The sequence below is a fragment of the Comamonas sp. wu1-DMT genome, from assembly GCF_040187805.1.
GTDB classification, from domain to species: domain Bacteria; phylum Pseudomonadota; class Gammaproteobacteria; order Burkholderiales; family Burkholderiaceae_C; genus Comamonas; species Comamonas thiooxydans.
The window spans coordinates 344108-369941 of record NZ_JBANEM010000003.1; the positions used below are offsets into that span (position 1 = coordinate 344108).

At 62.3% G+C, this 25834-nt stretch carries 27 protein-coding genes; 14 read left to right on the forward strand and 13 right to left on the reverse strand.

All coding sequences use genetic code 11. From position 1 onward, the window contains the following. Positions 1-27: 27 nt before the first annotated feature. Together ureG and V8Z78_RS07610 are read left to right on the forward strand one after the other, a co-directional pair. Positions 28-687 (forward strand): urease accessory protein UreG, encoded by a 660-nt coding sequence (gene ureG, locus V8Z78_RS07605; protein WP_003068221.1) that lies wholly within the window; start codon positions 28-30, stop codon positions 685-687. Positions 688-1312: 625 nt separating this feature from the next. Continuing rightward, a complete protein-coding gene (locus V8Z78_RS07610) occupies positions 1313-1828 on the forward strand; it encodes a GNAT family N-acetyltransferase (RefSeq protein ID WP_057093917.1) in 516 nt (171 codons plus the stop codon). Between the two features lie 100 nt (positions 1829-1928). On the opposite strand, the gene V8Z78_RS07615 is transcribed toward V8Z78_RS07610, so the two are convergent. Together V8Z78_RS07615 and V8Z78_RS07620 are read right to left on the reverse strand one after the other, a co-directional pair. Beyond that, complete coding sequence (locus V8Z78_RS07615; protein ID WP_012840171.1) at positions 1929-3065, reverse strand: 3-deoxy-7-phosphoheptulonate synthase; 1137 nt, start codon at positions 3063-3065, stop codon at positions 1929-1931. Between the two features lie 122 nt (positions 3066-3187). After that, positions 3188-3505: a DMT family transporter gene (locus tag V8Z78_RS07620; RefSeq protein WP_003068215.1), complete on the reverse strand. Its 318-nt coding sequence runs from the start codon at positions 3503-3505 to the stop codon at positions 3188-3190. Positions 3506-3744: 239 nt separating this feature from the next. Here V8Z78_RS07620 and V8Z78_RS07625 point away from each other — a divergent pair, with 239 nt between their 5' ends. After that, positions 3745-4548 carry an SDR family NAD(P)-dependent oxidoreductase gene (locus tag V8Z78_RS07625; RefSeq protein ID WP_057093919.1) on the forward strand — a complete coding sequence of 268 codons (804 nt, stop codon included), beginning with the start codon at positions 3745-3747 and terminating at the stop codon, positions 4546-4548. Between the two features lie 52 nt (positions 4549-4600). Continuing rightward, complete coding sequence (fos, locus tag V8Z78_RS07630) at positions 4601-5011, forward strand: fosfomycin resistance glutathione transferase (RefSeq protein ID WP_046461691.1); 411 nt, start codon at positions 4601-4603, stop codon at positions 5009-5011. A 120-nt stretch (positions 5012-5131) separates the two neighbouring features. Here fos and V8Z78_RS07635 read toward each other — a convergent pair whose 3' ends face one another. Beyond that, a complete protein-coding gene (locus V8Z78_RS07635) occupies positions 5132-5623 on the reverse strand; it encodes a PIN domain-containing protein (RefSeq protein ID WP_349731191.1) in 492 nt (163 codons plus the stop codon). After that, entirely contained in the window at positions 5620-6918 is a 1299-nt protein-coding gene (locus tag V8Z78_RS07640; RefSeq protein ID WP_349731192.1) for a THUMP domain-containing class I SAM-dependent RNA methyltransferase, read from the reverse strand. Before V8Z78_RS07640 ends, V8Z78_RS07635 begins: the two co-directional genes overlap by 4 nt. 179 nt (positions 6919-7097) lie before the next feature. Here V8Z78_RS07640 and V8Z78_RS07645 point away from each other — a divergent pair, with 179 nt between their 5' ends. The 3 genes from V8Z78_RS07645 (at position 7098) to V8Z78_RS07655 (ending at position 9782) form a co-directional block, all read left to right on the forward strand. Next, positions 7098-7436, forward strand: a complete 339-nt coding sequence (locus V8Z78_RS07645; protein ID WP_003068205.1) for a tRNA-binding protein — start codon at positions 7098-7100, stop codon at positions 7434-7436. A 57-nt stretch (positions 7437-7493) separates the two neighbouring features. Further along, complete coding sequence (locus V8Z78_RS07650; protein ID WP_046461577.1) at positions 7494-8726, forward strand: DUF711 family protein; 1233 nt, start codon at positions 7494-7496, stop codon at positions 8724-8726. A 135-nt stretch (positions 8727-8861) separates the two neighbouring features. Continuing rightward, on the forward strand, positions 8862-9782 hold the full coding sequence (locus tag V8Z78_RS07655; RefSeq protein WP_080746150.1) for an aspartyl/asparaginyl beta-hydroxylase domain-containing protein: 921 nt from the start codon (positions 8862-8864) through the stop codon (positions 9780-9782). A gap of 189 nt (positions 9783-9971) precedes the next feature. Here the strand turns inward: V8Z78_RS07655 and V8Z78_RS07660 are convergent, their stop codons facing one another. From V8Z78_RS07660 to V8Z78_RS07695, 8 genes are all read right to left on the reverse strand, one after another. Continuing rightward, complete coding sequence (locus tag V8Z78_RS07660) at positions 9972-11573, reverse strand: RNA polymerase factor sigma-54 (RefSeq protein WP_349731193.1); 1602 nt, start codon at positions 11571-11573, stop codon at positions 9972-9974. A gap of 145 nt (positions 11574-11718) precedes the next feature. Further along, complete coding sequence (gene lptB / locus V8Z78_RS07665) at positions 11719-12501, reverse strand: LPS export ABC transporter ATP-binding protein (RefSeq protein WP_003068196.1); 783 nt, start codon at positions 12499-12501, stop codon at positions 11719-11721. Next, on the reverse strand, positions 12498-13154 hold the full coding sequence (gene lptA, locus V8Z78_RS07670; protein ID WP_003068194.1) for a lipopolysaccharide transport periplasmic protein LptA: 657 nt from the start codon (positions 13152-13154) through the stop codon (positions 12498-12500). Before lptA ends, lptB begins: the two co-directional genes overlap by 4 nt. A gap of 130 nt (positions 13155-13284) precedes the next feature. Continuing rightward, positions 13285-13935, reverse strand: coding sequence for a thiol:disulfide interchange protein DsbA/DsbL (locus tag V8Z78_RS07675; protein WP_012840180.1), 651 nt, complete (start codon positions 13933-13935; stop codon positions 13285-13287). 160 nt (positions 13936-14095) lie between these two features. Further along, the gene (locus V8Z78_RS07680) at positions 14096-14800 is read right to left on the reverse strand and encodes an SPOR domain-containing protein (RefSeq protein WP_012840181.1); all 705 of its coding nucleotides are present in this window, start codon (positions 14798-14800) and stop codon (positions 14096-14098) included. A gap of 101 nt (positions 14801-14901) precedes the next feature. Beyond that, complete coding sequence (gene argS, locus V8Z78_RS07685) at positions 14902-16611, reverse strand: arginine--tRNA ligase (RefSeq protein ID WP_003068188.1); 1710 nt, start codon at positions 16609-16611, stop codon at positions 14902-14904. A gap of 377 nt (positions 16612-16988) precedes the next feature. After that, entirely contained in the window at positions 16989-17435 is a 447-nt protein-coding gene (locus V8Z78_RS07690; RefSeq protein ID WP_349731194.1) for a DUF2214 family protein, read from the reverse strand. Positions 17436-17519: 84 nt separating this feature from the next. Next, the gene (locus tag V8Z78_RS07695; protein ID WP_003060536.1) at positions 17520-18455 is read right to left on the reverse strand and encodes a LysR family transcriptional regulator; all 936 of its coding nucleotides are present in this window, start codon (positions 18453-18455) and stop codon (positions 17520-17522) included. 388 nt (positions 18456-18843) lie between these two features. Here V8Z78_RS07695 and V8Z78_RS07700 point away from each other — a divergent pair, with 388 nt between their 5' ends. Both V8Z78_RS07700 and V8Z78_RS07705 read left to right on the forward strand, forming a co-directional pair. Continuing rightward, positions 18844-20037, forward strand: coding sequence for a sensor histidine kinase (locus tag V8Z78_RS07700; protein ID WP_280040500.1), 1194 nt, complete (start codon positions 18844-18846; stop codon positions 20035-20037). Between the two features lie 12 nt (positions 20038-20049). Further along, on the forward strand, positions 20050-20736 hold the full coding sequence (locus V8Z78_RS07705; protein ID WP_003068182.1) for a response regulator transcription factor: 687 nt from the start codon (positions 20050-20052) through the stop codon (positions 20734-20736). Between the two features lie 64 nt (positions 20737-20800). Here the strand turns inward: V8Z78_RS07705 and V8Z78_RS07710 are convergent, their stop codons facing one another. Then, the gene (locus V8Z78_RS07710; protein WP_003068180.1) at positions 20801-21160 is read right to left on the reverse strand and encodes a hypothetical protein; all 360 of its coding nucleotides are present in this window, start codon (positions 21158-21160) and stop codon (positions 20801-20803) included. A 492-nt stretch (positions 21161-21652) separates the two neighbouring features. Here V8Z78_RS07710 and V8Z78_RS07715 point away from each other — a divergent pair, with 492 nt between their 5' ends. The 5 genes from V8Z78_RS07715 to V8Z78_RS07735 all read left to right on the forward strand — a co-directional run bounded on the left by V8Z78_RS07715 (position 21653) and on the right by V8Z78_RS07735 (position 25715). Next, positions 21653-23845 carry a malate synthase G gene (locus V8Z78_RS07715; protein ID WP_349731195.1) on the forward strand — a complete coding sequence of 731 codons (2193 nt, stop codon included), beginning with the start codon at positions 21653-21655 and terminating at the stop codon, positions 23843-23845. A gap of 191 nt (positions 23846-24036) precedes the next feature. Then, complete coding sequence (locus V8Z78_RS07720) at positions 24037-24255, forward strand: cysteine-rich CWC family protein (RefSeq protein ID WP_034362882.1); 219 nt, start codon at positions 24037-24039, stop codon at positions 24253-24255. Between the two features lie 54 nt (positions 24256-24309). Then, a complete protein-coding gene (locus V8Z78_RS07725) occupies positions 24310-24498 on the forward strand; it encodes a 4-oxalocrotonate tautomerase (protein ID WP_003068172.1) in 189 nt (62 codons plus the stop codon). Between the two features lie 103 nt (positions 24499-24601). Continuing rightward, on the forward strand, positions 24602-24790 hold the full coding sequence (locus V8Z78_RS07730) for a 4-oxalocrotonate tautomerase (RefSeq protein ID WP_003060524.1): 189 nt from the start codon (positions 24602-24604) through the stop codon (positions 24788-24790). A 157-nt stretch (positions 24791-24947) separates the two neighbouring features. After that, positions 24948-25715, forward strand: a complete 768-nt coding sequence (locus V8Z78_RS07735; RefSeq protein ID WP_003068169.1) for a class II glutamine amidotransferase — start codon at positions 24948-24950, stop codon at positions 25713-25715. Positions 25716-25834 lie beyond the last annotated feature (119 nt).

The window sequence follows — 25834 nt, forward strand, 5'->3', positions numbered from 1 at the left end:
ACCCTCTCATTCACTAAAGAACTCACCATGTCGACCGCACTGCACCATATCCCCAACCGCACCAAGAAGCTGCCGCCGCTGCGCGTGGGCATAGGCGGGCCCGTGGGCTCGGGCAAGACCACGATTCTGGAGATGCTTTGCAAGGCCATGCGCGGCAAATGGGACCTGGTTGCCATCACCAACGACATCTACACCAAGGAGGATCAGCGCCTGCTGACCATCAGCGGCGCCCTGCCCGCCGAGCGCATCATGGGGGTGGAGACCGGTGGCTGCCCGCACACGGCGATTCGCGAGGATGCCTCCATCAACCTGGAAGCCATCGACCGCATGCTCAAGGACTTCCCCGATGCCGACATCGTCTTCATCGAATCGGGCGGCGACAACCTGGCTGCCACCTTCAGCCCCGAACTGTCCGATCTGACCATCTACGTGATCGACGTGGCAGCAGGCGAGAAGATTCCGCGCAAGGGCGGCCCCGGCATCACCAAGAGCGATCTCTTCGTCATCAACAAGACCGACCTGGCCCCCCATGTGGGCGCCAATCTGGACATCATGCGCAGCGACACCATCAAGCAGCGCACTACGCCCAAGGGGCTCAAGCCTTTTGTGATGACCAACCTCAAGACACTGGAAGGTCTGGACGAGGTGGTCGCCTTCATAGAGAAACAGGGCCTGTTGGCGGCCTGATCATCTCTTTCGGGACGAAAAAAAGCCGCCTTGAGCGGCGGCTGTTTCTCGAACCAGTTCGTGATTACTGGTTGGCCAGATCCAGATGGAACTCGCGAGCTTCTTGGATGAATTCGATCAGGGAGTTGATAGCTTGGCGCATGATGAGCTTTCTATGAAATCAAGAGATGCACTTCAAGCGATGGACAGCACGCATCTCATGTGCTGTCATTCGCGGGTTAAACCCTAGGGGTTAACCCTTGTTGCTAAGTATAAACCACTATCTCCGTTTTTGCAAAGCCCGTCCTGCGCAAAGGGCGTCAGCCTCGTCAATGCACTGCCTTGAAGTACTTGCTCACGCAGTTGCAAGGCCTGTGCAGATCAATATTTGCGAGATTCCTGCATCAAAATTGCCGCAGAACGCTGTACTTTTCACCAGTACGTCACCGAATTTGCCCTCCGACTGCTACGCTATGGCCTGTTGACAATATTTGTGGCGGGCTCACAACTCCCGCAGGTGGAAAGTGGAAATGGCGCGAGATTGTGGTTTGCAGCAGATGGACGGGCTTTCGTCCCATCGAGTGAATGCCGACATCCAGCCCGGCCGATATGCAGCGCCCGCCTTCCGCCGCAAGGGAGTGCGCGCATGAGCTCCACACTGGCCGGCCCCGGCACGACCGACTCCTGGCATATCACCACCATGAACCCCGCAGAAGCCCCCTGGCATCTGCTGCTGCTGGCCGACCCCTCACGCGAGCGCATCAAACGCTATCTGCCCGGATCCACCTGCTTCGGAGCGCGCCAGACGACCCAGTTCACGCCCAGCGGCCTCGGCGCCCTGATCGGCGTATGCGTGCTGGTCCCCGAGGGCGACGGCCTTCACCGATGGGAGCTGATGAATATGGCCGTATCCACGGCCTGGCAGAGCAAGGGCATAGGTTCGGCCCTGCTGCAGCGCGCCATCCGTGAGATGCGCGAACGCGGCGTACAACAGCTGGAAGTGGGAACTGGCAGCTTTGGCGACCAGCTGCTGTTCTATCAACGCCTGGGTTTTCGCGTCACCGACATCGAGCGCGACTTCTTTTTGCAGAACTACACCACCCCGCTGTGGGAGCGTGGCGTGCAGCACAAGGACATGCTCAAGCTGACGCTGGAGCTTTGAAGATACGGGCATTCCGCCCGATGTCCAAAAGGACTCTCCCCTTGAAAAGAACAGGAGGCGCCGCGGCGCCTCTTGTTCATCCAGCTTCGTGTGCCCGGCCTCAGGCCGCCTTGAGGCGCCGTGCGCGCACGGCGGCTGCCAGTTGCTCCAGCACCGGCGTCGTCTGCTCCATGCTGATGCAGGCATCGGTGAGCGAGACACCGTATTGCAACTCCTGCCCTTCGACAATGTCCTGACGGCCTTCGTGAATATGGCTTTCGATCATCACGCCGGTGATGCGTGTGTCGCCCCCGGCAATCTGCTCGGCCACATCCGCTGATACATCGATCTGGCGACGGTGCTGCTTGCTGCTGTTGGCATGCGAGAAGTCGATCATCACCTGCGGATGCAAGCCCGCTTTTTCCAGCACTTCGCATGCAGCCTGGACATGGGCAGCGTCGTAGTTGGGAGCCTTGCCGCCGCGCAGGATGATGTGGCAGTCCTGATTGCCGCGTGTCTCGAAGATCGCGCTCTGGCCCATCTTGGTCATGCCCATGAACGCATGCGAGGACTGGGCGGCCAAAATGGCATCGCTGGCCACCTTCACGCCACCGTCGGTGCCGTTCTTGAAGCCCACAGGGCAGCTCAGACCGCTGGCCAGCTGGCGATGGCTCTGGCTCTCCGTGGTGCGCGCACCAATCGCGCCCCAGCTGACCAGGTCGCTGATGAACTGCGGCGACAGCAGATCCAGGAATTCCGTGCCCGCAGGCAGGCCCAGCGCCAGCACATCGAGCAGCAGGCGGCGCGCCAGCTCCAGCCCTTCATTGACGGCAAAGCTGCCGTCGCGGTACGGGTCGTTGATATAGCCCTTCCAGCCCACGGTGGTGCGCGGTTTCTCGAAGTAGACCCGCATCACGATCAGCAGATCGTCCTTGAGCGCATCGGCCTGGACCTTGAGCTGGCGCGCGTAATCCATGGCCTGATCGTGATCGTGAATGGAGCAGGGTCCGACCACCACCACCAGCCGGTCATCCTGGCCATGCAGCACGCGCGAGATGGCGGCACGGCTGGATTCGACCAGCTGCTGCGCCTCTTCGGTCACGGGTAGCCACTCTTCCAGCAGTGCCGGAGTCAGCAGCGGGCGCACGATCTTGATGCGTGTGTCGTCAATGCGGGTCTTGTCCAGCGTGGTCAGTTTGGGCTGGGCCTTGCGGGCCGAAGCTGCGCTGGGATGCAGGGGCGTCGTGGAGGATGTCATCCCGTTATTGTCGCGCCATGCGCTTCACCCCACGCGTTCGTCCCCCGCAGCCATTCACACCAGGAGATCGAGAGCGAGTTCCGCATGGAACTGCAGCACTGTCCGGGACGAAGCCCGGGCATTCACTCCGCTGACAGCTTCATCAGCACCAGACCGCTGACGATCAGGACGGCCGCTCCCACGCGCATGGCGCTGAGCTGCTCGCCCAGCACCGTGACGCCCACCAGGAATGCACCCACGGCGCCGATTCCGGTCCAGATCGTATACGCCGTGCCCAGGGGCAGCGTGCGCATGGCCACCGACAGCAGACCGAAGCTGGCGATCATGGCCACGATGGTGATGGCGCTGTATTTGAGGTTGGTGAAACCATGGGACTGCTTCATGGTGAAGGCCCAGACCACTTCCAGAACGCCGGCCACCAGCAGATAAACCCAAGCCATAGAAAACCTCTTTGAAGATCGAATGGCCAGGCCGTCCCGGCAGGAATTCAGGCCATGCATCGCATCGCCCGGCAAGGTCGTCCCTGCGGCATGAATCCTAATCCGCATGGGCAAATCCGGGCCAGCCATGGGTGGTTCGGCCGCCACATTCATGGGCCGATTTCTCGTCCGATTCGACGATGTCGCAGCGCCGGCGACACCGCACAGTGACTCGTCCATGGAACGAGGAGAGCTGAACAATGAACCGACTGCAAGACCGCGTAGCCCTGATCACGGGCGCAGGTGCCGGCATTGGCAAAGGCGTGGCACGCCGCTTTGCGGCGGAAGGCGCCAGCCTGTGGCTGGCCGATATCAATGCCGAAACCTGTGCCAGGGTCGCCGCAGAAATCCGCGACGAATTTGGCGTTCAGGTGGGACATGCCGTTGCCGATGTGAGCGAGCATATCGCCGTGCAGAGCATGGTCGATGCCGCCCTGGCGCGGTTCGGCCACATCGACATCCTCGTCAACAATGCCTGGGGTCGGCGTCCCGGCAGCCAGCCCGGCTTTGCCAGGGTCGAAACGCTCGGCGATCTCGATTCCGACTGGGCCTGGCGCATAGGTGCGCAATCGGCGCTCTGGGCCATGCAGGCAGTCTTCCCCGGCATGAAGGAGCGGCGCTGGGGCCGGGTCATCAATATGTGCTCGCTCAACGGTGTCAACGCCCACCCTTATTCGGTGGACTACAACATGGCCAAGGAAGCGCTGCGCACGCTCACCCGCTCTGCCGCGCGCGAATGGGCGGCCTTTGGCATCTGCTGCAACGCCCTGTGTCCCGGCGCCGCCACCGAAGCCTATCAAAGATTTGCGGCGAGCCAGCCCGAGAACGCAGCCGACATGCTGCGCCTGAATCCCATGGGCCATATGGGCGATCCCGAGCGGGACATTGGCGGCGCGGCCCTATTCCTGGCCAGCGAAGACTGCCGCTATGTCACGGGCAATACGCTGTTTGTCGATGGCGGCAGCCATATCAACGGCGTGCCGTGGCTGCCCAGAACGAAGTGATGCACGGCAATGGCACACTCCACGCCTTGTGTTGCCCATGCCCATCGCCACCATGCTTACCGGATTGAATCACCTCACGCTTGCCGTCGCGGACCTGCAGCGCAGCGTTGACTTCTACGTGCAGGTGCCGGGATTTCGTCTACGCGCGCAGTGGGATACGGGTGCCTATCTGGGACTCGGCAATCTGTGGCTGTGCCTGTCGTCAGACGAACAGCGAAGACAGGCCTGCAGCTCTGACTACACCCACTACGCATTCACCATTGCTCAGCAGGACTTCGCGCACTTTGTGGAGCATGCCAGGTCATGCGGGGTCCGGGAGTGGAAGAGCAACCACAGCGAAGGCGATTCCTTCTACTTTCTGGACCCGGACGGCCACCAGCTCGAAGCCCATGTCGGTTCGCTGGAAAGCCGCCTGGCGCAATGCCGCTTGCGGCCTTATGCGGGCATGCGGTTTTTCGACTGAGCCAACAAGCAGGCAACGGAGGCAATACTCAGGCCAAAACAGGTGCAAGAGCCTGTTTGACACAGCAGCTCCAAATAACGCTGCCAGTCAATACCGGGGTGCACGCCTTGCTTAGCCACACTAGGCGGCCAGCCGCTCCTCTTCCATCACCACCACATTGCCCACCGTCGCGCCATAGTGCGTTGCCACGCGCTTGCGCTGCTTGAGCACGGCCCTGTCCTTGCTAACCAGCAAGGCCTTGTGCTGGCTGGCCAGATCGAGGAAATGCTGGTCGTCGGGATCGGTGCAGGTGAAGCGAATCTTGGGTGCGGCGGACACATATTCGACGGCTGCATCAAAAGCGGCCATCACGCCTTCGGGCGTCTTGCCGTAGTAGCTGACGCGCGGCGCAATCTGGCTGTAGCGCAGCACACGACCCAGCTCGATGCGCTGGGCCTCATCGGCAATCCAGCGCACCTCGCCACGGGCGACCAGCTCACGGATGGCGGGAATATCCGGGTCGTCAAAGATCAGCATGTCCAGCACCACATTGGTGTCCAGAATCATGGGACGCGGCAAAGGGCCGTCGTAGCCGGCGTTGCAGGCCGGCCAGCTCAGGGGAGCGATCTTCATTGAGGCCGGCCTTCCGGCGATCCGTTCTGCGCAGCATCGTCCGCAGGCTTGCGTGGCTTGACCGCGCCCTTGACCATGTCGAAGCGGAACAGACGGCACTCGATAGGGCCGTTCCACATGGGCGTGCGGCGCGACTCCTTGAGGCGCATCTTGCTGGGCAGCTTGAGGTCGGGCGTCAGCATCCAGGCACTCCAGCCGCTGTAGTTCTTCTTCCAGTGGCTGGCCAGCTGGTTGAAGAATTCGCCGCCGTCCTCGGTCTGCGCGGTTTCACGGCCTGCGCGTTCGACCTGGCCCATGCGCTCGGCCGCATTGCGGCCTGCGCTGCCGGCGGCCGCGATACGCTCGCCATAGGGCGGGTTCAGCAGCATCATGCCGGGCTGCTCGCTGGGCGGCATGCGCTGCAATGCATCGCCGCCGCGCAGGCTGACGGTATCGGACACACCCGCACGTTCGGCATTGCGCTGGGCAAAGTCCACCATGCGGAAAGCGATGTCCGAGCCGTAAATGCCCACCGGCGATTCGGGCAGGATCTGGCCCTCGGCCTCATCCAGCATGGCTTCCCAGACATGACGCTGAAAGGGCACGAGCTTCTCGAACGCAAAGCGACGCAGAATGCCGGCTGGAATCCTGCGCGCGATCTGCGCGGCCTCGATCACCAGGGTACCGCTGCCGCAGCAGGGGTCGTACAGCGGCTGGGGATTGTCGCCATGCGGGTTCCAGCCCGAGGCAGCAATCATGGCCGCGGCCAGGGTTTCCTTGAGCGGGGCATCGCCCTTGTCCTCGCGCCAGCCGCGCTTGAACAGCGCCTCGCCCGAGGTGTCGATATAGATGGTCGCGCCGTCGGTCGTCAGGTGCAGGTGCACGCGCACATCGGGGTGGTGGGTCTCCACGCTGGGACGCACGCCGTTGCGCTTGGCGCGAAAACGGTCGGCGATCGCGTCCTTGACCTTGAGCGCCGCAAAGTTCAGGCTGGTCAGCGGGCTGTGCTGGGCCGTGACCTCGATCTTGAAGGTTTCCTTGGGCGTGAACCAGATCTCCCAGGCCACCTCGCTGGCGGCACGGTACAGATCGTTCTCGCTGCGGTACATGGTGTGCGACAGCTCGATCAGCACGCGCTGGGCCAGACGGCTGTGCAGATTGAGCAGCATGGCATCGCGCCACATGCCGCGCAGCATGACGCCGCCCCGGCCCACGAGCAGATCCTGCCCGCTGGCGCCGGTGATGGCGTGGACCTCGTCGGCCAGAAAGCCCTCGACGCCGGCGGCGCAGGGCAGAAACAAATGCAGTTGGTTCATAGAAATCAGTGCGCGCCAGCAACGGCGCAGGCGCCGGACGCTCACGGGAGCCTGTTGTGCGCTTTACAGGGCATAAGCATACGCGCTAGGCCTTTTCCGGTGCCCGCGCACGACAAGCGTTGCTCTACAGATGCTCGCAGGACCCAAGGCATGATGCCAGGCCAAGGAGCAATGACGACATGGAAGAAATCAGCTGGAACGACTTTATGAAGGTGGAGCTGCGCGTGGGCCGCGTGCTGCAGGCCGAGGTCTTTGCCGAGGCCCGCAAACCCGCCTACAAGCTGCTGGTGGACCTGGGTCCCGAGCTGGGCCAGCGCAAGTCCAGCGCGCAGATCACCGAGCATTACCAACCCGAGGAGCTGATAGGACGGCTGGTGGTGGCCGTGATCAACTTTCCGAAGAAGCAGATTGGGCCCTTGATGAGCGAATGTCTTGTGACCGGTTTTCACGACGCCACGGGAGCCGTGGCCCTGTGCGTGCCCGACAAGGAGGTGCCGCTGGGCACACGCCTGCTGTGATCGGAATATTCAGAGGCAAAATGGCCACCAGCCATTCTCCTGCCTATGGATACTGCTATGAATATCAGCTTCAACCCGCTGGTGCGCGTGCGCACCGTCACCGCCTTTGTCAACCTGAGCGCCGATGAGGCACAGTGGCAGGCCGGCCTGACCCAGGCCAAGCAGCAATGCGATGCCGTGGCCGATGCCATCGAGGCCCGGGGCTATCAGGTGCAGTCCATCCGCATTGTGAGCAACCCGTTCGGCGAATACCTAGACGTCCACGGCATAGACAGCGCCCTCGCCGGCCTGCAGCGCATTGCCGAAACGCTCAAGGCCATCAACACTGGCAAACGCCGCATCCGCTTTGCCGTGGGCGAAGCGCGCAATGCGCAGGAAGTGGCCCTGCTGCCGCAGCTGATTGCCGCCTATGGCGACCTGTGCAATGCCTGCGTGAACATCGATCTGGATGAACATGGCTTTCTGCAGACCGACTTGCTGGCCCACAGCGTGCAGGCGATTCAGCAAATCGCGCGCACCACGCCGCGCGGCGAAGGCAATTTCAACTTCACAGTCAATTTCAACTGCGCGCCCGGCATTCCCTATTTCCCGGCCAGCTACCACCGCGGCAAGCACCACGGCGCCCTGGTGCTGGGCCTGGAAACGCCAGACCTCATGGTGGCTGAACTGCAGGAGCTGCAGCAGCAGCGCCAGCAGCTCGATCACGCGGCGTGGTTCAAGCTCGCATTCGATCGCCTGAGCCAGACCCTGAACGAGCATGCCACTGCCATCCAGCGCTGCGCCGACGGCGTGACGCTGGCCGAGGGCTGGCATATCGCTGGCATGGACACCTCGGCCGCGCCATCCAAGTCCTGCGCCTCCATGGTCGATGTCTACCAACTGCTGGGCGTGCCCTATTTCGGCGCCAGCGGCACGGTGGAAGCCTCGGCCCTGCTGACCCGCGTCTTCAAATCGGTCAACGGCGTGACACAGATCGGCTTCAGCGGCCTGATGCTGGCCGTGACCGAGGACCAAGGCCTGGCCCAGGCCAGTCTGAATGACGAATTCGATATCCGCGCCCTGCTGACCTACAGCAGCGTCTGCGGCATCGGCCTCGATACCGTGCCCGTGCCGGGCGACAGCAGCGCCGAGCAGATCGCTGCCGTCATGCGCGATACGGGCACCATGGCTTTTCGCCTCAACAAGCCGCTGACGGTGCGCCTGTTCCCCGTGCCGGGGCTCAAAGCGGGCGACACAACGGCCTTCGAGAGCGCCGATCTGTGCAACTGCGCCGTACTGGCCCTGCCTTGAGTATCTGATCCCGACCGGCTGCTGCGCTTGGCCGTCAAGCGCCGGCAGCTATTGCTTTTGATATTCCCCTACCCCGGTTCTGTTTGACCTGCCCCCATGGTGGCCGCCGGGGTGCCCCCGGTAAAATTGGCCCTTATGGCAAAAATTATCGTTCTGGCACTGGTGCTGCTCTTCTTTGGCTGCGGGCTGTACATGCATCTGCGCGGCAAGGTGCGCCACAAGGTGGTCAAGCAATTGTTTGACCACTCCACGTTCACAGCGCCGTTCAACGTCTTCATGCTGATGTTCAGCAAGGTGCCGCGCACGCCCTATCTGCCCACCAGCACCTTCCCCGAGCTGGCGCCGCTGCAGGCCAACTGGCGCGAGATCCGCGAGGAAGCCGTCAATCTGCAAAAGAACATGCAGATCAAGGCCGCCGCCAACAACGACGACGCAGGCTTCAACTCCTTCTTCAAGACCGGCTGGAAGCGCTTCTACCTCAAGTGGTACGGCGACGCCCACCCTTCGGCCATGGAGCTGTGCCCCAAGACCACGGCCCTGGTGAAATCGATTCCCAGCGTCAAGGCCGCCATGTTTGCCGAGCTGCCGCCCGGCGCCAAGCTCAATCTGCACCGCGACCCCTATGCGGGCTCGCTGCGCTATCACCTGGCCGTGCTGGCGCCCAACGACGACCGCTGCATGATCGAGGTCGACGGCCAGCCCTATAGCTGGCGCGAAGGCGAAGGCGTGATCTTCGACGAGACCTTTATGCACTGGGCCGAGAACCGCTCGGAAGGCAACCGCATCGTGCTGTTCTGCGATGTGGAGCGCCCCATGACCAATGGCTTTGCCCAGTGGCTCAATCACTGGCTGGGCAAGAACGTGGTGGCCGCCGCCAGCTCGCCCAACAACGAGGGCGATCCGCGCGGCATGATCAGCAAGCTGTTCAAGATCTCGTTCTATGCGGGCAAGTACCGCCGTGCCTTCCGCGACTGGAATCCGACCTTCTACAAGATCCTCAAGTTCGGCCTGATGATCGGCGTGCTGGTCTGGTTTATCTGGTGGTTGGTTTCTTGATAACACCCTGAGCCGCTACGCGCCTTCCCCTGGCCGGGCGCCCCCAAGGGGGACGGCAGTATCGCCGCAAGGGCGACTCTTGCTCGCTGCCCCTTACTTGAGGAATGCCTTATCAAGGCTCCCGCCCTAAATACAGAACAAGAAAGCCGCTGTGTGATGCATCAGCGGCTTTCTTGTTTCTGCGGTGCCCTACAGCGCCTTGCGCAGCGTGGTCGTCGGTATCTTGAGCTGCTCGCGATATTTGGCGACGGTGCGGCGCGCACACTCAATGCCCTGCTCCTTGAGCATGTCGGCCAGCTTGGCGTCCGACAGCGGCTTCTTGGCATCTTCGGCATCGACAAACTGCTTGATCAGCGCACGCACGGCCGTGCTGGAAGCACTGCCCCCGGTTTCCGTGCCCAGGCCCGAGCCGAAGAAATACTTGAGCTCAAAAGTGCCCTGGGGCGTGGCCATGTACTTGGCCGTGGTCACGCGGCTGATGGTGGACTCGTGCAGGCCCAGCGTGTCGGCGATATCGCGCAGCACCAGCGGGCGCATGGCCAGCTCGCCATGCACAAAGAAGTTCTTCTGCCGCTCCACGATGGCTTCGGAAACACGCAAGATGGTGTCGAAGCGCTGCTGGATGTTCTTGATGAACCAGCGCGCCTCCTGCAACTGCTGCTGCAGCGCCGCATGGCCGTCGCTGTTCTTGTGGCGGCGCAGCACGCCGGCATAGATGTCGTGCACGCGCAGACGCGGCATGACCTCGGGGTTGAGCTGCACGGAGAAGTCCACCCGGCCCGAGCCGGCCCGCAGCGGGCGCACGATGACATCGGGCACCACGATATGGCGCTCCACATCGACAAAGCGACGCCCCGGACGCGGCTCCAGCCTGGCGATCAGGGCCATGGCTTCGCGCAGCTGTTCCTCGCGCGCGCCGCACAGGCTGGTGAGCTTGCGCAGATCGCGCCGCGCCAGCAGGTCCATGGGCTGGGCACAGATGGCCTGCGCCAGCAGCAGCCGGCTCATATGCGCCTCGGTCGTGCCCTCGTCCTCGGCCGTGCGGATCAGATCGCGCAGCTGCAGCTGCAGGCACTCGGCCAGATCGCGCGCGCCCACGCCCACGGGCTCCAGACTTTGCAGCAGCTTCAGCGCAATGGCAAAGTGCTGCTCCAGCTCCTCGCGCTCTTCCAGATCGTCGCCGGCCAGGCTCTGCGCCAGCTCCTGCAGGGAATCCTCGAGATAGCCGTCGTCGCTGAGCGACTCGATGAGAAAGCGCAGCGCCGCCATGTCCGCCGCGCCCAGATGCAGGCTCAGCGCCTGACGGTGCAGAAAGTCGGTCAGGCTCTGGTGCTCGCGCGCCAGATCGATGGCATCGGTTTCGTCGTCGCCATCGCGGTTGCGCGTGGAGCTGCTGGCCGAGGGCGTATCCCACTCGCTGCTGGATTCGCCGCCCCATTCCCCGTCCTGGCCGTCCATGCCGTCGGCCTCCCAGTTCAGCGTTTCCGGAGTCTCGGCGCTTGGCGTTTCCGCTATTGTTTCAGCAGCTGTTTGCGTTTGCTTCGCATCATTTTCAGCATGAATACCATCTGAAGTGCTGTATTCACTGGCGCTAGCAGCTACATCTACAGGAGCATCTCCCACAGTTTCGGCCTCATCGCCCGCACGTTCCAGAAAAGGGTTGTCGACCAGCATCTGCTCGACTTCCTGCGCCAGCTCCAGAGTGGAGAGCTGCAGCAGCTGAATGGATTGCTGCAGCTGCGGCGTAAGCGATAAATGCTGCGAAACGCGTAGCGAGAGACCTGGCTTCATCGAGGCGCGGCCCCCAGACAATCATTGCAAACGCGCGCAGTGCTAAGGGTTTGCCGCCGGGCCGCCCCAAGGCAAACCCCGGCGCAGCCGGTCAGAACCCCTTCTGGGGGCAGCGACCACACAAAGTGAGGGAGCGTGGGGGTCATCACATTCTGAAATGTTCGCCCAGGTAGACGCGGCGCACATCGGCGTTCTCCACGATCTCCTCGGGCGTGCCTTCGGCCAGCACATGGCCGTCGCTGATGATGAAGGCGTGGTCGCAGATGCCCAGCGTCTCGCGCACATTGTGGTCGGTGATCAGCACGCCGATGCCGCGCTCCTTGAGGAAGCCGATGATGCGCTGGATCTCGATCACCGCAATCGGGTCGATGCCGGCAAACGGTTCGTCAAGCAGAATGAAGCGCGGTTGCGTGGCCAGGGCGCGGGCAATTTCCACGCGACGGCGCTCACCGCCGGACAGCGCCAGCGCCGGCGACTGGCGCAGATGCTCTACGCGCAGCTCCTGCAGCAGGCCGGTGAGGCGCTTTTCGATCTCGCCCTGCGTCAGCGTCTTGCCCTGCTCGTCCTTTTGCAGCTCCAGCACGGCGCGCACATTGTCTTCCACGCTGAGCTTGCGAAAGATGGAGGCTTCCTGGGGCAGATAGGACAGGCCCAGGCGCGAACGCTGGTGAATCGGCATGCCGCCCACTGGCTGGCCGTCGATGAAGATCTCGCCGCCGTCGCTGCGCACCAGGCCCACGATCATGTAGAACGATGTGGTCTTGCCCGCACCGTTGGGGCCGAGCAAACCGACCACCTCGCCTTTTTGCACGGACAGGGACACATCCTTGACCACCTTGCGGCTGCCGTAGGACTTGGCCAGATGCTTGGCCTCCAGGCGGCTGTCGGACTCGCCGCTGCGGCTGCTGGAGAAAGTCGGCTCGCTCATTTCTTCTCGTCGGCTTTCTCACCGCCCAGCGTCATGCTCTGGCGCAGCTGCGTGGCAGGTGTTGCAGGCTTGGGCTGTGCCCCCGGCGTGCCGTCCTTGGGCGCCATGATGGCGCGCACACGACCACCCTGTCCCACGGAGGAACTCGGCAGGCCGCCGCTGGTCTTCTGACCATCGACGGTATAGACGTCGGTGATGTTGTTGTAGACGATGATGGAGCCCGTGACCTGATCGCTGAGCTGACCGCCACGGTAGCGGCGCATCTCGCCACGACGGATGAACTTGACGATATCGGCCTTGCCGTCGTACTCGATGACTTCGCCTTCGCCCTCGATGAACTCCTCGGGCTGACCGGCCACGGTATCGCGCTTCTGACGGAAGAACGCTCGCTTGCCGGCCTCGGCCTTGATCACACCGTACTGATAGCCCTCGGCGTCCTGCCGCACATCGAGCTGAGCACCGCGCAGCACGATGGAGCCCTTGGTCATCACCACATTGCCAGTAAAGACACTGGTCTGCTGCAGCTCGTCATGACGCAACGCATCCGCCTCGATATTCATGGGCTTGGCGCTGTCGGCTTTTTCGGCATGGACAATGCCGGTCGCTGCTGCCAGGGCGCAGGCCAGCGCAAGAGGTAGGAGTGTTTTTTTCATGGAAGGCACGTTTCTTGCATCCATTGTAGTCATTCCCTTTTTGCAACTTGCGTAAAAAACACCCACAAAAAAGCCCGCACGGCGGCGGGCTTGTTGGGCGTCAAACGTCACTGACGTCTGCCGGCTGATCTCAGGCCTTGCGACTGGAGGCGACCAGCGCATTGACCACGCGCAGCACATTGTCCATATTGCCGGCCTTGGTGCCGTCCGTGTAGTAGCGGCCGGCCACACCCATGGCGGGCACGCCTTCCACGTCATATTCGTTTTGCAGCTGAGCGGCCTTGCGCGCCTGGTTGGCCACGGTGAAGGAGTTGTAGACTTCCTTGAACTTGGCCAGATCCACGCCCTGCTTTCCGACCCAGTCAAAGATGGCGTCGTCGGTCTTGAGCAGATTGCGATCCACGTGGATGGTGCGGAACACCTTGGCGTGTAGCTGGGGCAGCAGGTTCATGCCCTCCAGAGCGTAGTAGAGCTTTTGCTGGGGCACGAAAGAGGCATTGAAGGCCACGGGCACGCGGCGCACCACCACATCGGCAGGCTGGGTCTTGGCCCAGGCTTCGAACTGGGGCTCGAAGGCATTGCAATGCGGGCAGCTGTACCAGAAGAACTCGACCACCTCGACCTTACCGGCCGGCGCGCTCACGCTTGCGGGCTTGCCGAGCTTGATGTAGTCCTTGCCTTCCTTGGGCGCAGCGCCCTGGGCCCAGCTGGAGGAGGCACCCAGACTCAGGGCACCGGCAGCAGCTGCCGAGGCAGCCAGAGAGAATTCGCGACGTTTCATCTAAACAAACTCCTGTATCAGGTCTGCAGTATCAGAGCCAACAGGCCCAAAAAAGTTCAGCTTTGTCAAAACTACCAATGGCACAAGCCAGAGACCTCAAGCAAGGGCCGCCCCGCAGCTAAGCTGCAGTCCCCCGGCGCGCAGTGCCTCAGGGGTCTTGTTATCTGGCCGCGCGCACCAGAGTCGAGTCCACGCCCGCACCGTCGAGCTTGCCCTTGAGCTGCTCGGCGTCGTCACGCTTGCTGAACGGCCCCACGCGCACGCGGAAAACGGTGATGCCATTCTGCTCACGCTCGCTGATGCGCGACTCCCAGCCCAGCATGGCCAGCTTGGCACGCTGTGCCTCCGCTTCGCTCTGGCCGCGGAAAGCACCGGCCTGCACAAAGTAGTTGAACGCAGAGTCCGAAGAGGATGCCGTCTGCGCGGCCGCCTTTTCCTTGTCTGCACGCGCCTTGTCTGCCTTGTCGGCTGCGGCGGAGCGCTCCTTGACCAGATCACCCAGCGGATCACCCGATGCAGGCTTGGCAGGCTTCTCCGGCGTAGAGGGTGGCGGCGGCGTGGTGACTCCGCCGGTTGCGGTAGGTTGTACCGCAGGCGTGGGCGGCGACACCGTCACGTCGCTCGGGGGAACTGGTGGTGTCACCGGGGGCGGTGCCGGCTGGCGGCTCTGCAACGGTGCGTTGGGGTCCCAGTTCTTGTTGCGCTCGGCCTCGGCCGCATCGCGCTGAGTGTTGTTTCCACCCTTGTTGAGGAAGGGCACCGGCACCTTGGTCACATAGATGGCCACGGCCAGGGCCGCAGCCAGACCGATGACCATGCCAAAGATAAGCCCCAGGATGGTTCCACCGCGTTGCTGGTTCTTCATATCAGTCGCTTAACGCTTTCTGCTTCAGTTATTCCATTCTCAGATCCATCGACCCCTGACAGGCAAGGCCGGCAAGGTGATCGATGGACAGGAAACTGGGATTACATGCGCTCGGGTGCGCTCACACCCAGCACCGCCAGACCATTGTGCAACACCTGGGCCGTGGCAGCGACCAGGGCCAGACGTGCGAGCTTGACCTTTTCGTCGTCCACCAGAATGCGCTCTGCGTCGTAGTAGCTGTGATAGCTGGAGGCCAGATCGCGCAGATAGAAGGTCACGTCGTGCGGTGCGTTGCCTTCGGCCGCAGCGGTCAGCATCTCGGGGTACTTGGCCAGCAGCAGCATCAGCGCCTGGGCCTGCGGGCCTTCCAGAGCGGACAGGTCCACATCCTTGAGTGCCGCCAGGCCTGCACCACCGGCCTCCTGCCAGGCACGCAGCACGGACTGGATGCGCGCATGGGCGTACTGCACGTAGTACACGGGGTTGTCGTTGTTCTGGGCCACGGCCAGATCCACGTCGAAGGTGTACTCGGTGTCGGGCTTGCGCGAGAGCAGGAAGAAGCGCACGGCGTCCTTGCTGGTCCACTCGATCAGATCGCGCAGCGTGACGTAGGAGCCGGCGCGCTTGCTGATCTTGACCTCTTCGCCGTTGCGCACCACGCGCACCATGGTGTGCAGCACGTAGTCGGGGTAGCCCTCGGGGATGCCTACATCGGCAGCCTGCAGGCCGGCACGCACGCGGGCAATGGTGCCGTGGTGGTCCGTACCCTGAATGTTCACCACCTTGGTGAAGCCGCGCTTGAACTTCTGGATGTGATAGGCCACATCGGGCACAAAGTAGGTGTAGCCGCCGTCAGTCTTGCGCATCACGCGGTCTTTGTCGTCGCCGTAGTCGGTGGACCTGAGCCACAGCGCGCCGTCCTGCTCATAAGTCTTGCCGTTGGCGATCAGGCGGTTGACCGTCGCTTCGACATGACCGTTTTCATAGAGACTGGACTCGAGGTAGTACTCGTCGAACTTGAGGTTGAAGGCCTGCAGGTCCTTGTCCTGCTCGTTGCGCAGATAGGCCACGGCGAACTGGCGGATGTTGTCGTAATCCTCGACATCGCCGTTGGCGGTGAACTCGCGGTCATCGGCCTTGATGGTTTCCTTGGCCAGGAAAGCCTTGGCGATGTCGGCAATGTAGTCGCCGTTGTAGAAATTCTTGGCCAGCGGGTTTTCGCTGTCGGTGGGCCAGCATTCGTCACCAGGCTTGAAGCCTTTGGCGCGCAGCTGGGTGCTCTTGGTCAGGGTGTCGATCTGCACGCCCGCGTCGTTGTAATAGAACTCGCGGTGAACCTTCCAGCCCTGGGTGGAATAGAGGTTGCTGATGGCGTCGCCAATCGCAGCCTGGCGGCCATGGCCCACATGCAGAGGGCCGGTGGGGTTGGCGGAGACGAACTCGACGAGGATGTTTTCACCGCGATCGGCCTGGTAGCCGAACTTCTGGGCTTGCGCCAGCACTTCGCGCACCACCTCCTGCTTGGCAGCAGGCTTGAGGCGGATATTGAGAAAGCCCGGACCCGCGATCTCGATCGCATCCACCCACTGCTGGAAGGCGGCTGTAGCCTCCAGCGCGGTCTTGAGCTGCTCGCCCAGGGCGCGCGGGTTGGCCTTCAGAGGCTTGGCCAGCTGCATGGCCGCCGTGCAGGCGAAATCGCCATGGGCTGCCACTTTGGGGTTTTCAAACGCAGCGCGTGCGCCGGCGCCGGGCGAGAGTGTTTCGAGCTCAGCAGCCAGGGCTGCGAGCAATTCCTGTTTGACGGAGAGCATCGCGGGATTTTACGTGCCGGATTCAAGTCCTGCCGAATCGCTGGCGCCACACCCTTGTTCCAGGGCCGGTTCACAGGCTGCAGGGCGGTATCCGCATGTTTCGCCGGCCACACCCAGTCATTGCGCAAATGGAAGTCATTCTCGCTTGAACCCCGAATGCAGACCATGCCCACGTTCAGCTGCGAGCTCAGCTGCGGCTGGAACCTGTTTGCCGGCTACACCTTCAACTGCAACACCTGCGAGCGCGACATCAACCACCAGGATCTGGCATCAATACCTACACGCCCAAGCACATATTGCGCCTCTGGACCACCTACCGCAGACATGAAAAAGGCCGCTTTGCAGCGGCCTTTGCCTTTCGAATTGCCTAGCGCAGCCTACATGCCGCGCGCCCAGAAGATGGCAACCACGGCGATCACCGGCACCACATGGCCCTGCCACATCACCCATTTGCGCGTCTGCCTGACCTCCTCGGGCGCCGGCAGCTGACCGCTCGCATCCAACGCCTTCTTCCAGCTGCGGAAGGTCAGCGTGGGCTTGAGCGAGAGCAAAAAGGCGATGACGAACAGCGTCATCTTGAGGTGGAACAGCGGCGAGGCCATATAGGCCCCCATGCCCTTGACGCCCCAGACCAGGCGCGCAATACCGGTCAACAGCAGGATGACGGCGGCAATGCCGTAGATCATGTCCAGCCTGGCCAGGCGCTGCACCACGGCGGCATTCATCCATTCCACACGGCACAGGGCGGCCTGGCTGGTCAGAAACACCACCAGGGTCAGAATCGCCAGCAGATGGGCGCTGGCAAGAACAGCTTCAAAGGTCATGGCTTCACAGTAGAAAAAAGGACGGGTTCAGCGGCCCCGATCAGGCCACGGCGACCGGTCCATTGTCTACCGTTTCAGGCCCGCTCAGAGATCCACGCCGAGACGAAAGAAGTCCGGCTGGTTGTAGTGATGCTTGAGGTAGTCGATCCACATGCGCACGCGCAGCGGCATGTGCTTGCGCTGGGGGAAGACCACGAAGATGCCGTTGGGAGGCGCGGCAAACTCTTCCAGCACGGGCACGAGGCGGCCGGCGGCGATCTCGGCCTCCACCTCCCAGGTGCTGCGCCAGGCAATGCCCCAGCCCCCCAGGCACCAGTCGTGCAGCACCTGACCATCGGAGCAGTCCAGCGGGCCGCCCGGCTTGAAGTGCACGACCTCGCTGGTGCCGCTTTCGGGATGCGGGATGCGGAAGGCCCAGCCCCGCGTCTGCGAGGCGTCGGACGACAGCGTCAGGCAGTCATGCTGGGTCAGCTCGCTGGGATGCTTGGGCGTGCCACGGCGCTCCAGATAGCCGGGCGTGGCCACGCACAGGCGGCGGTTGTCGGCAATGCGCACGCTGACCAGGGCCGAGTCCGGCAGATCCCCCACGCGCACCGCGCAATCGAAGCCCTCGCCCGCCAGATCGACCACGCGGTCGCTGAGGTTCAGCGAAATGGTGACATCGGGATGCAGGTCGCGGAAACGCGGCACCAGCGGCGCCACATGGCGGCGCCCGAAACCGGCAGGCGCCGTGATGCGCAGATGCCCCGTGGCCTTGACACCGCCGGCCGACACGCTGGCCTCGGCATTGCACACATCGGAGAGCAGGCGCTGGCAATCCTCTAGGAAGGCGCTGCCTTCATGGGTCAGCGAGATGCGACGCGTGGTGCGCACCATGAGCTTGACGCCCAGATGCTCTTCCAAAGCGTCCAGACGGCGCCCCATGATGGCGGGCGCCACACCTTCGGCCTTGGCGGCAGCCGTCAAGCTGCCCCTGGTCGCTACCGATACAAAAGACTCAAATGCCTTGAGTTTGTCCATGACCGCTGCTCCTGTCTGGTCCGTGTTGTCTCCTGCTGCGGTAGCGTGCACTATTAATACAAGAGCACATACCGCACAAGCAGTCTTGATTTCTCAAATGTTTTTATCGAAAGTTCTTTAAACAAGAGCGCAGACTGCTATCACTATAAAAGTCATCAATCAGCGCTGCATGCCTGTCCCGCATGCGACTTCATTGCGATATATCTTACTTAGAAGTCACAAGTTGCCAGTGAATCTTTGATGTTTATATATGTTTATATCAAAATTTACCGTTTTCCCTGAGGCAGGAATATCGCTTATTCGCCGGCGCCATGAGCTCTTGGGCAGAGCCAGACGTTAAACCTATGATTTGCAAAACACATTTACAAATCCGCTGCCGCCCGCCGTCATGAGCTTTTCACCCGTTTCTGCCGCCCATCTGGCCGATCTGCTGGGCCGCTCCGGCCAGGGCTGTGCGCTCTGGAATGCCGAAGGGCTGCTGCTCATGGCCACTCCCGCCTGGTGCCAATGGCTGGATATGCCCGAGGACGCAAGCCCCATCGGCCAGCCGCTGCAGGGTCTGATGCCAGCCCAGATCTGGCAAGTCCACGGCCCGCGCTTTACCGCCGCCGCCCAGGGCTTGCACCAGGAATATGACGACATACGGCCCGGTGATTCCGGTTCGCAGCAGCACCGCCGCATACAGCTCACGCCCGGCTCAGCCGATGCCCAGGGCCGGCACGAGGTGCTGATGCAGCTCAGCGACATAGGACGCGAATATGCGTGTGGCGAAGTCATTGCACGCCAGCGCGAGCAGCTGCAGGCCTTGCACGAGCAACTGCGCAGCAGCCGCCAGGACGCGGGCGAGCTCGACAGGCTGCGTACCCTGCTGGACTGGCGCACGGCCATGCTGAGCGAACACAACGAGATGCTTCAGCTGCTCTCCCATGAAATCCGCCAGCCGCTGAACAATGCCTCGGCTGCCATGCAGGCCACGCTCAAGGCCATCGAAGATCTGCATCTGGCCGATGCCGCGCCCGCCGCCAGGGCCTTGCTGCGCGCCGAGCATGTGCTGCAGCAGGTGATAGGCACACTGGACAACACCCTGACCGCCGGCACGATTTTGGCCGCGGGCGGCAAGGCCGGAGCCTCCAGCGAGACCGATCTGCCGACCTTGATCAAGCTGGTGCTGCACGATATTGCGGCCGACCTGCGCCCGCGCATCGATGTGCAATGGCTGACCACGGCACGCACCGTACAGCTGCATCCGGCGCTGATGCGGCTGACGCTTCGCAATCTGCTCAACAACGCCCTGGCCTATGCGCCTGCAGATACCCGGGTGCAGCTGCGCATCTCCGAGTCCGACGAGCCGCTGGCGCTGATTCTGGAAGTCGTGGACCAGGGCCCCGGCATTTCCGAGGAGCTGCTCCCGCGTCTGTTCGAAAAAGGCTCGCGCGGCAACCACAGCCGCCCCGGGGCCGGCCTGGGCCTGTTCATCGTGCATTCGGTCTTGCAGTTGCACCAAGGTACAGTACAAGCTCTGCCGCACAGCCCGCATGGCACGATCATGCGCCTGGTCATTCCCCAAGGTCTTGCCGAATGAGGTCCGCCGCCCATGCTGCCTGCCACTCTTGCCCTGGTCGACGACGACACCGAGTACTGCGAATTTCTGGCCCAGCATCTGCGCGGCCAGGGCGTGGAGGTCACGGCATACAGCGACAGCAGCGACCTGCTGACCGACGACGCACCCTATCGCTTTGATTTCTATGTACTGGACCTGATGCTGCCCGGGGTGGCTGGCACCGAGCTGCTGCGCATCATCCGCAAGCGCAGCCAGGCCGGCGTGCTGATTGTCTCGGGGCGCCTGGGGCCCGAAGTATTTGCCGAGGTCATCAACGCCGGTGCAGATATGTATCTGACCAAACCCGTGACCTTCGAGCAGGTGGAACTGGCCGTGCGCGCAGTGCACCGGCGCATCATGACCACGGCCCGGACGGCCACGGCCTGGAAGCTGGACAGTCGCCGCAGTCTGCTGACCGCCCCCGATGGCCAGAGCGTGGAGCTGGGCGCCACCGACCTGATGCTGATGGAGTGCTTTTTGCAGGCCCAGGGCGAAACCGTCAGTCGCGACCATATCCGCAGCCTGCTGGCCCATACCAGCGCAGCCGAGTCCGACAACAACCTGCACGCCACCATCTACCGCCTGCGCCGCCGCATCGAAAAGGCGACGCCCGTGGCCGTGCCGCTGCAGTCCCAGCAGAAAGTGGGCTACCAGTTCCGCGCCCCCTTGATCGCGGCCTGATCAATCCGGCGCGAAAAACAAGAACGGGCCTCCAGGCCCGCTGCGTGTCTTCAGACCGGCTGAATCACATGACGAACTTGGACTCCACATCCGAAACCTTGCGCCTGGCCAGGGCCAGGTTGGCACGGCCGTTGTCCAGCACGTAGTAGATGAAGATGCCGTTGATCTTCTCGGCAGGGCGCAGGATGTGATATTGCTTACCCAGGGTGATCAGAATGTCTTCGATGCTGTCGTTCAGACCCAGGGACTTCATGGTCTTCATCTTGGCGCGCACCACTTCGGTATTGCCGGCGGCAGCCAGCTCCAGGTCCACGCCGGAACCTATGCTGCCCAGCAGCATGCCGCTGTTGTAATCCACCACTGCCGCGCACATGGCGCCATCCAGGGTCATCAGATCTTGCAGGCTTTCGTTCAGATTCGCCATCAGGAGCTCCTTGGTAAAGATTGGCTGACCGATATCGGAAGATGCTCAATTTGTTTCAAGATTAACAAATCATTTCTGAGCGCGGATATCGACTTATGACAGACAAAGCCTTGTCATTTGATGGCACGCACTTACTTCAAAGCAAAGATAAGACGCGTAAAAACACCGTCCAATCTGCCGCCAGCTCAGGCCTGGCAAGCAATTGAAGCTATTGCTTCGGGAGAGAGCTCGCGCAGCCTCCTCCAGTCTCTGCCATCTATTGCTGAGCCCGTCACTGCCGCAGCCGCCGCGCATACCGGTCAGAACTGACGAACTCTGGCGCCCTGGGTACGTAAAACGCATAAATCCCAGGGACTCCATATAAAAACATCATGAGTTCTGAACTATTTAGGCTATTTATGTACTCAAAGAATTCAAATACAGTCTCTACACATGCTGCCCGTGATGGGCAACGACTCCCGAATCCCGAGACATCACAACCAGAGGTTTCCAATGACTGATCGCACCCAAGTCCACGGCCTGCAAGTCGCCACCGAGCTGTACAACTTTGTGAACACGCAAGTGCTGCCTGGCACGGGCGTGGACCAGGACACCTACTGGAAGGGCTTCGACGCCATCGTGGCCGATCTGGCGCCCAAGAACGCAGCCCTGCTGGCCGAGCGCGATCGCCTGCAGACGCAGCTCGATACCTGGCACAAGGCCAACCCCGGTCCCATCGCCGACATGGCGGCCTACCGCCAGTTTCTGACCAGCATCGGCTATCTGGTGGAGTCTCCCAAGGACGCCAAGGCCACGACCGAAAACGTCGACGCCGAACTGGCCATCCAGGCCGGCCCCCAGCTGGTGGTGCCCATTCTGAACGCCCGCTACGCGCTGAACGCCGCCAACGCCCGCTGGGGCTCGCTGTACGACGCGCTGTATGGCACGGACGCCATCAGCGAAGAAGGCGGCGCCGAGAAGGGCAAGGGCTACAACCCTGTGCGCGGCGCCAAGGTCATCGCATTCGCACGCAACTTCCTCGATCAGGCCGTGCCCCTGGCTTCCGGCTCGCACAAGGATTCCACCGGCTACGCTGTCGAAGGCGGCAAGCTGGTCGTGTCCCTGAAGGACGGCAGCAAGACCGGCCTGAAGGACGAAACCAAGTTCATCGGCTACCAGGGCGATGCTGCGGCTCCCAAGTCGGTGCTGCTCAAGAACAACGGCATCCACATCGACATCATCATCAACAAGTCCACCCCCATCGGCAGCACCGATGCTGCCGGCGTGGCCGATGTGGTGGTCGAGGCCGCCCTGTCCACCATTCTGGATCTGGAAGACTCCGTGGCCGCCGTGGATGCCGAAGACAAGGTCAATGGCTACGCCAACTGGCTGGGCATTCTCAAAGGCACGCTGACCGAGTCCTTTGAAAAAGGCGGCAAGATCGTGACCCGTGGTCTGAACCCCGACCGCGAATACACCGGCGCCGACGGCAAGCCCGTGAAGCTGCACGGCCGCTCGCTGATGTTCGTGCGCAACGTGGGCCATCTGATGACCAACCCCGCCGTGCTGTGGGGCCCCGAGCAGAAGGAAATCCCCGAAGGCATCATGGACGCGCTGGTGACCACCGCCATCGCCAGCCATGACCTCAAGGGTAACGGAGCCAACGGTATCAGGAACAGCCGCACCGGCAGCGTCTACATCGTCAAGCCCAAGATGCACGGCCCCGCCGAAGCCGCTTTTGCCAACGAGCTGTTCGGCCGCGTGGAAAAGGTTCTGGGCCTGCCCGAGAACACCGTCAAGCTCGGCATCATGGACGAAGAGCGTCGCACTTCGACCAATCTGAAGGCCGCGATTGCAGCCGCCCCGGCACGCGTCGCCTTCATCAACACCGGCTTCCTGGACCGCACCGGCGATGAAATGCACACCGCCATGTATGCCGGCCCCATGGTCCGCAAGGCCGACATGAAGACCTGCGCCTGGCTGCCCGCCTATGAAAAGAACAACGTGCTGGTCGGCCTGAACATGGGCCTGCGCGGCCGCGCCCAGATCGGCAAGGGCATGTGGGCCATGCCCGACCTGATGAAGGCCATGCTGGAGCAGAAGATTGCCCAGCCCAAGGCCGGTGCTAACACCGCCTGGGTGCCCTCGCCCACCGGGGCCACGCTGCACGCCCTGCACTATCACCAGATCAATGTGGCCGACGTGCAAAAGGGTCTGGAAAGCCCCAACGCCGACGCCGAATGCGACGAGCTGCTGAACGCCATCCTGCAAGTGCCCGTGTCCACCAACCCCAACTGGAGCGATGCTGAAAAGCAGCAGGAAGTGGACAACAACGTCCAAGGCATCCTCGGCTATGTGGTGCGCTGGATCGACCAGGGCGTGGGCTGCTCCAAGGTGCCCGACATCCACAACGTGGGCCTGATGGAAGACCGCGCCACGCTGCGCATCTCCAGCCAGCACATCGCCAACTGGCTGCAGCACGGCATCGTCACCGAAGCCATGGTGCGCGACAGCTATGCCCGCATGGCCAAGATCGTGGACGAGCAGAATGCCGGCGACGCCGCCTACAAGAGCCTGGTGGCCAACCCCGATGGCGCGGCTTATCAAGCTGCTCTGGATCTGGTGTTCAAGGGCAAGGAACAGCCTTCCGGCTACACCGAACCCCTGCTGCACGCCTGGCGCCTGAAGGTCAAGGCCGGCGCCTGATTGCCGGGCAAGGCCGCTCCTGAACAAGGAGTGGCTCCCGCTTGATACCAATGGACTTGAAAGACATTTCTACCCAAATCCATTGATTCAATTGCGCAATCCGCTATCAAAATGCACTCCATGTCAGTACATCGAGTGCATTTTTCTTGGCCACGGCCCTAGTGGTGCGGTATGGCTTCTACACTGCTGCCATGCCCACCGATCCCCTCATAGACGCCAGCCGCTGCCCTCTGTGCGGCCAGCCCAACCAGTGCGCCATCAGCGCCGGCCTGCCGCCGAACAGCTGCTGGTGCATGCAGGCCCCGGTTTCCTGGGACGCACTGGAGCGGCTGCCCGCAGACGCACGTGGCAAGGCCTGCATCTGCCCCGCCTGTGCACGGCCGGTCGCCGACGATTCCACCCCTGCCTGATCCTGCGCTCACCGCCTTGCAGCTCGGGCATTCAACATCAGCAAGGAGACCTTGATGCCCACCTATCGCATTGAACTGTTTGAAGGCCGCAGCGTTGAACAAAAGCGCAAGCTGGCCGAAGAAATCACCCGCGTGACCACCCAGGTGCTGGGCAGCGCCCCCGAGTCCGTGGACATCATCATCACCGACGTGCCGCGCCACAACTGGGCCACCGGCGGCAAGCTCTGGTCGGAGCAAAGCTGACCGGCCTGAATGCGCGGTCGGAACCGTCCCGGGACGGATCTTGGCCAGCCCGGCCTTATGATGGGCCTCTTTTCCCAACCCAAGCCAGCAAGGAAACCTGCACATGCCCACCTACCATGTCGAAATGATGGAAGGCCGTACCGTCGAACAAAAGCGCAAGCTGGTCGAAGAAATCACCCGCGTCAGCGTTGAAGTGCTGGGCGGCTCGCCCGAATCGGTGGACATCATCATCACCGACATCAAGCGTCACGACTGGGCCACCGGCGGCAAACTCTGGCTGGACCGCGAATAGGTCGCCGCAGCCCTCTTGCGCAAAGCAGCTTCGGCTGCTTTTTTCATGCCGGCCCGGCAGCGGTTGACGATCTCTGCCATACAGCACCATCATTGACGAGATCATCCATAGATTCTTGGGCTATAAAGCTTTTTTGCTTGAAAGATATGACGAAGCCATGTGCCAGCTGCTTGGAATGAACTGCAACACGCCTACCGATGTGCGCTTTAGCTTCTCAGGCTTCACGCAGCGCGCAGGCAACACCGGCGACCACACAGACGGCTGGGGCATCGCCTTCTTCGAAGACAAGGGCCTGCGCCACTTCGTCGATCACGAACGCGCCATCGACTCCCAGATTGCCAAGCTCATCCGCGAATACCCGATCAAGAGCACCAACGTCATTGCCCATATCCGCAAGGCCACCCAAGGCGTGGTCAGCCTGCAGAACTGCCATCCCTTTGTGCGCGAGCTCTGGGGACGCAACTGGGTCTTCGCGCACAACGGCGATCTCAAGAACTTCGCCCCCAAGCTGCACGCCCACTTCCAGCCCATTGGCAACACAGACAGCGAGCAGGCCTTCTGCTGGATCATGCAGGAGCTGTGGAAGTCCCATGCGGGCGTGCCCAGCATCGAAGAGCTGACCCACACCCTGCGCGAGCTGGCCGCCAAGATCGCACCGCACGGCACGTTCAACTTCCTGCTCTCCAACGGCGAAGCGCTCTGGGCCCATGCCACGACCCACCTCTGCTATGTCGAGCGCCGCCATCCCTTCACCCAGGCACAGCTGTCCGACGAAGACCTCAGCGTGGATTTCTCCCGCGAAACCACCCCCCAGGACAAGGTGGCCATCATCGTCACCGCCCCTCTGACACAGAACGAGCAGTGGACTCCCTTCCAGAACGGCGAGCTGCGCGTGTTTGTTCATGGCCAGGCGGCGCCTTATTGAAGTGCGCCAGGCCGGCATTGAGAAATAAAAAGAGAGCGCTAGGCGCTCTCTTTTTATAGGTTTCCGGTATTTTTGCAGCAGTAATGCAGTGACCGCCTGCGGTAGCCGCTCCTCGTTTT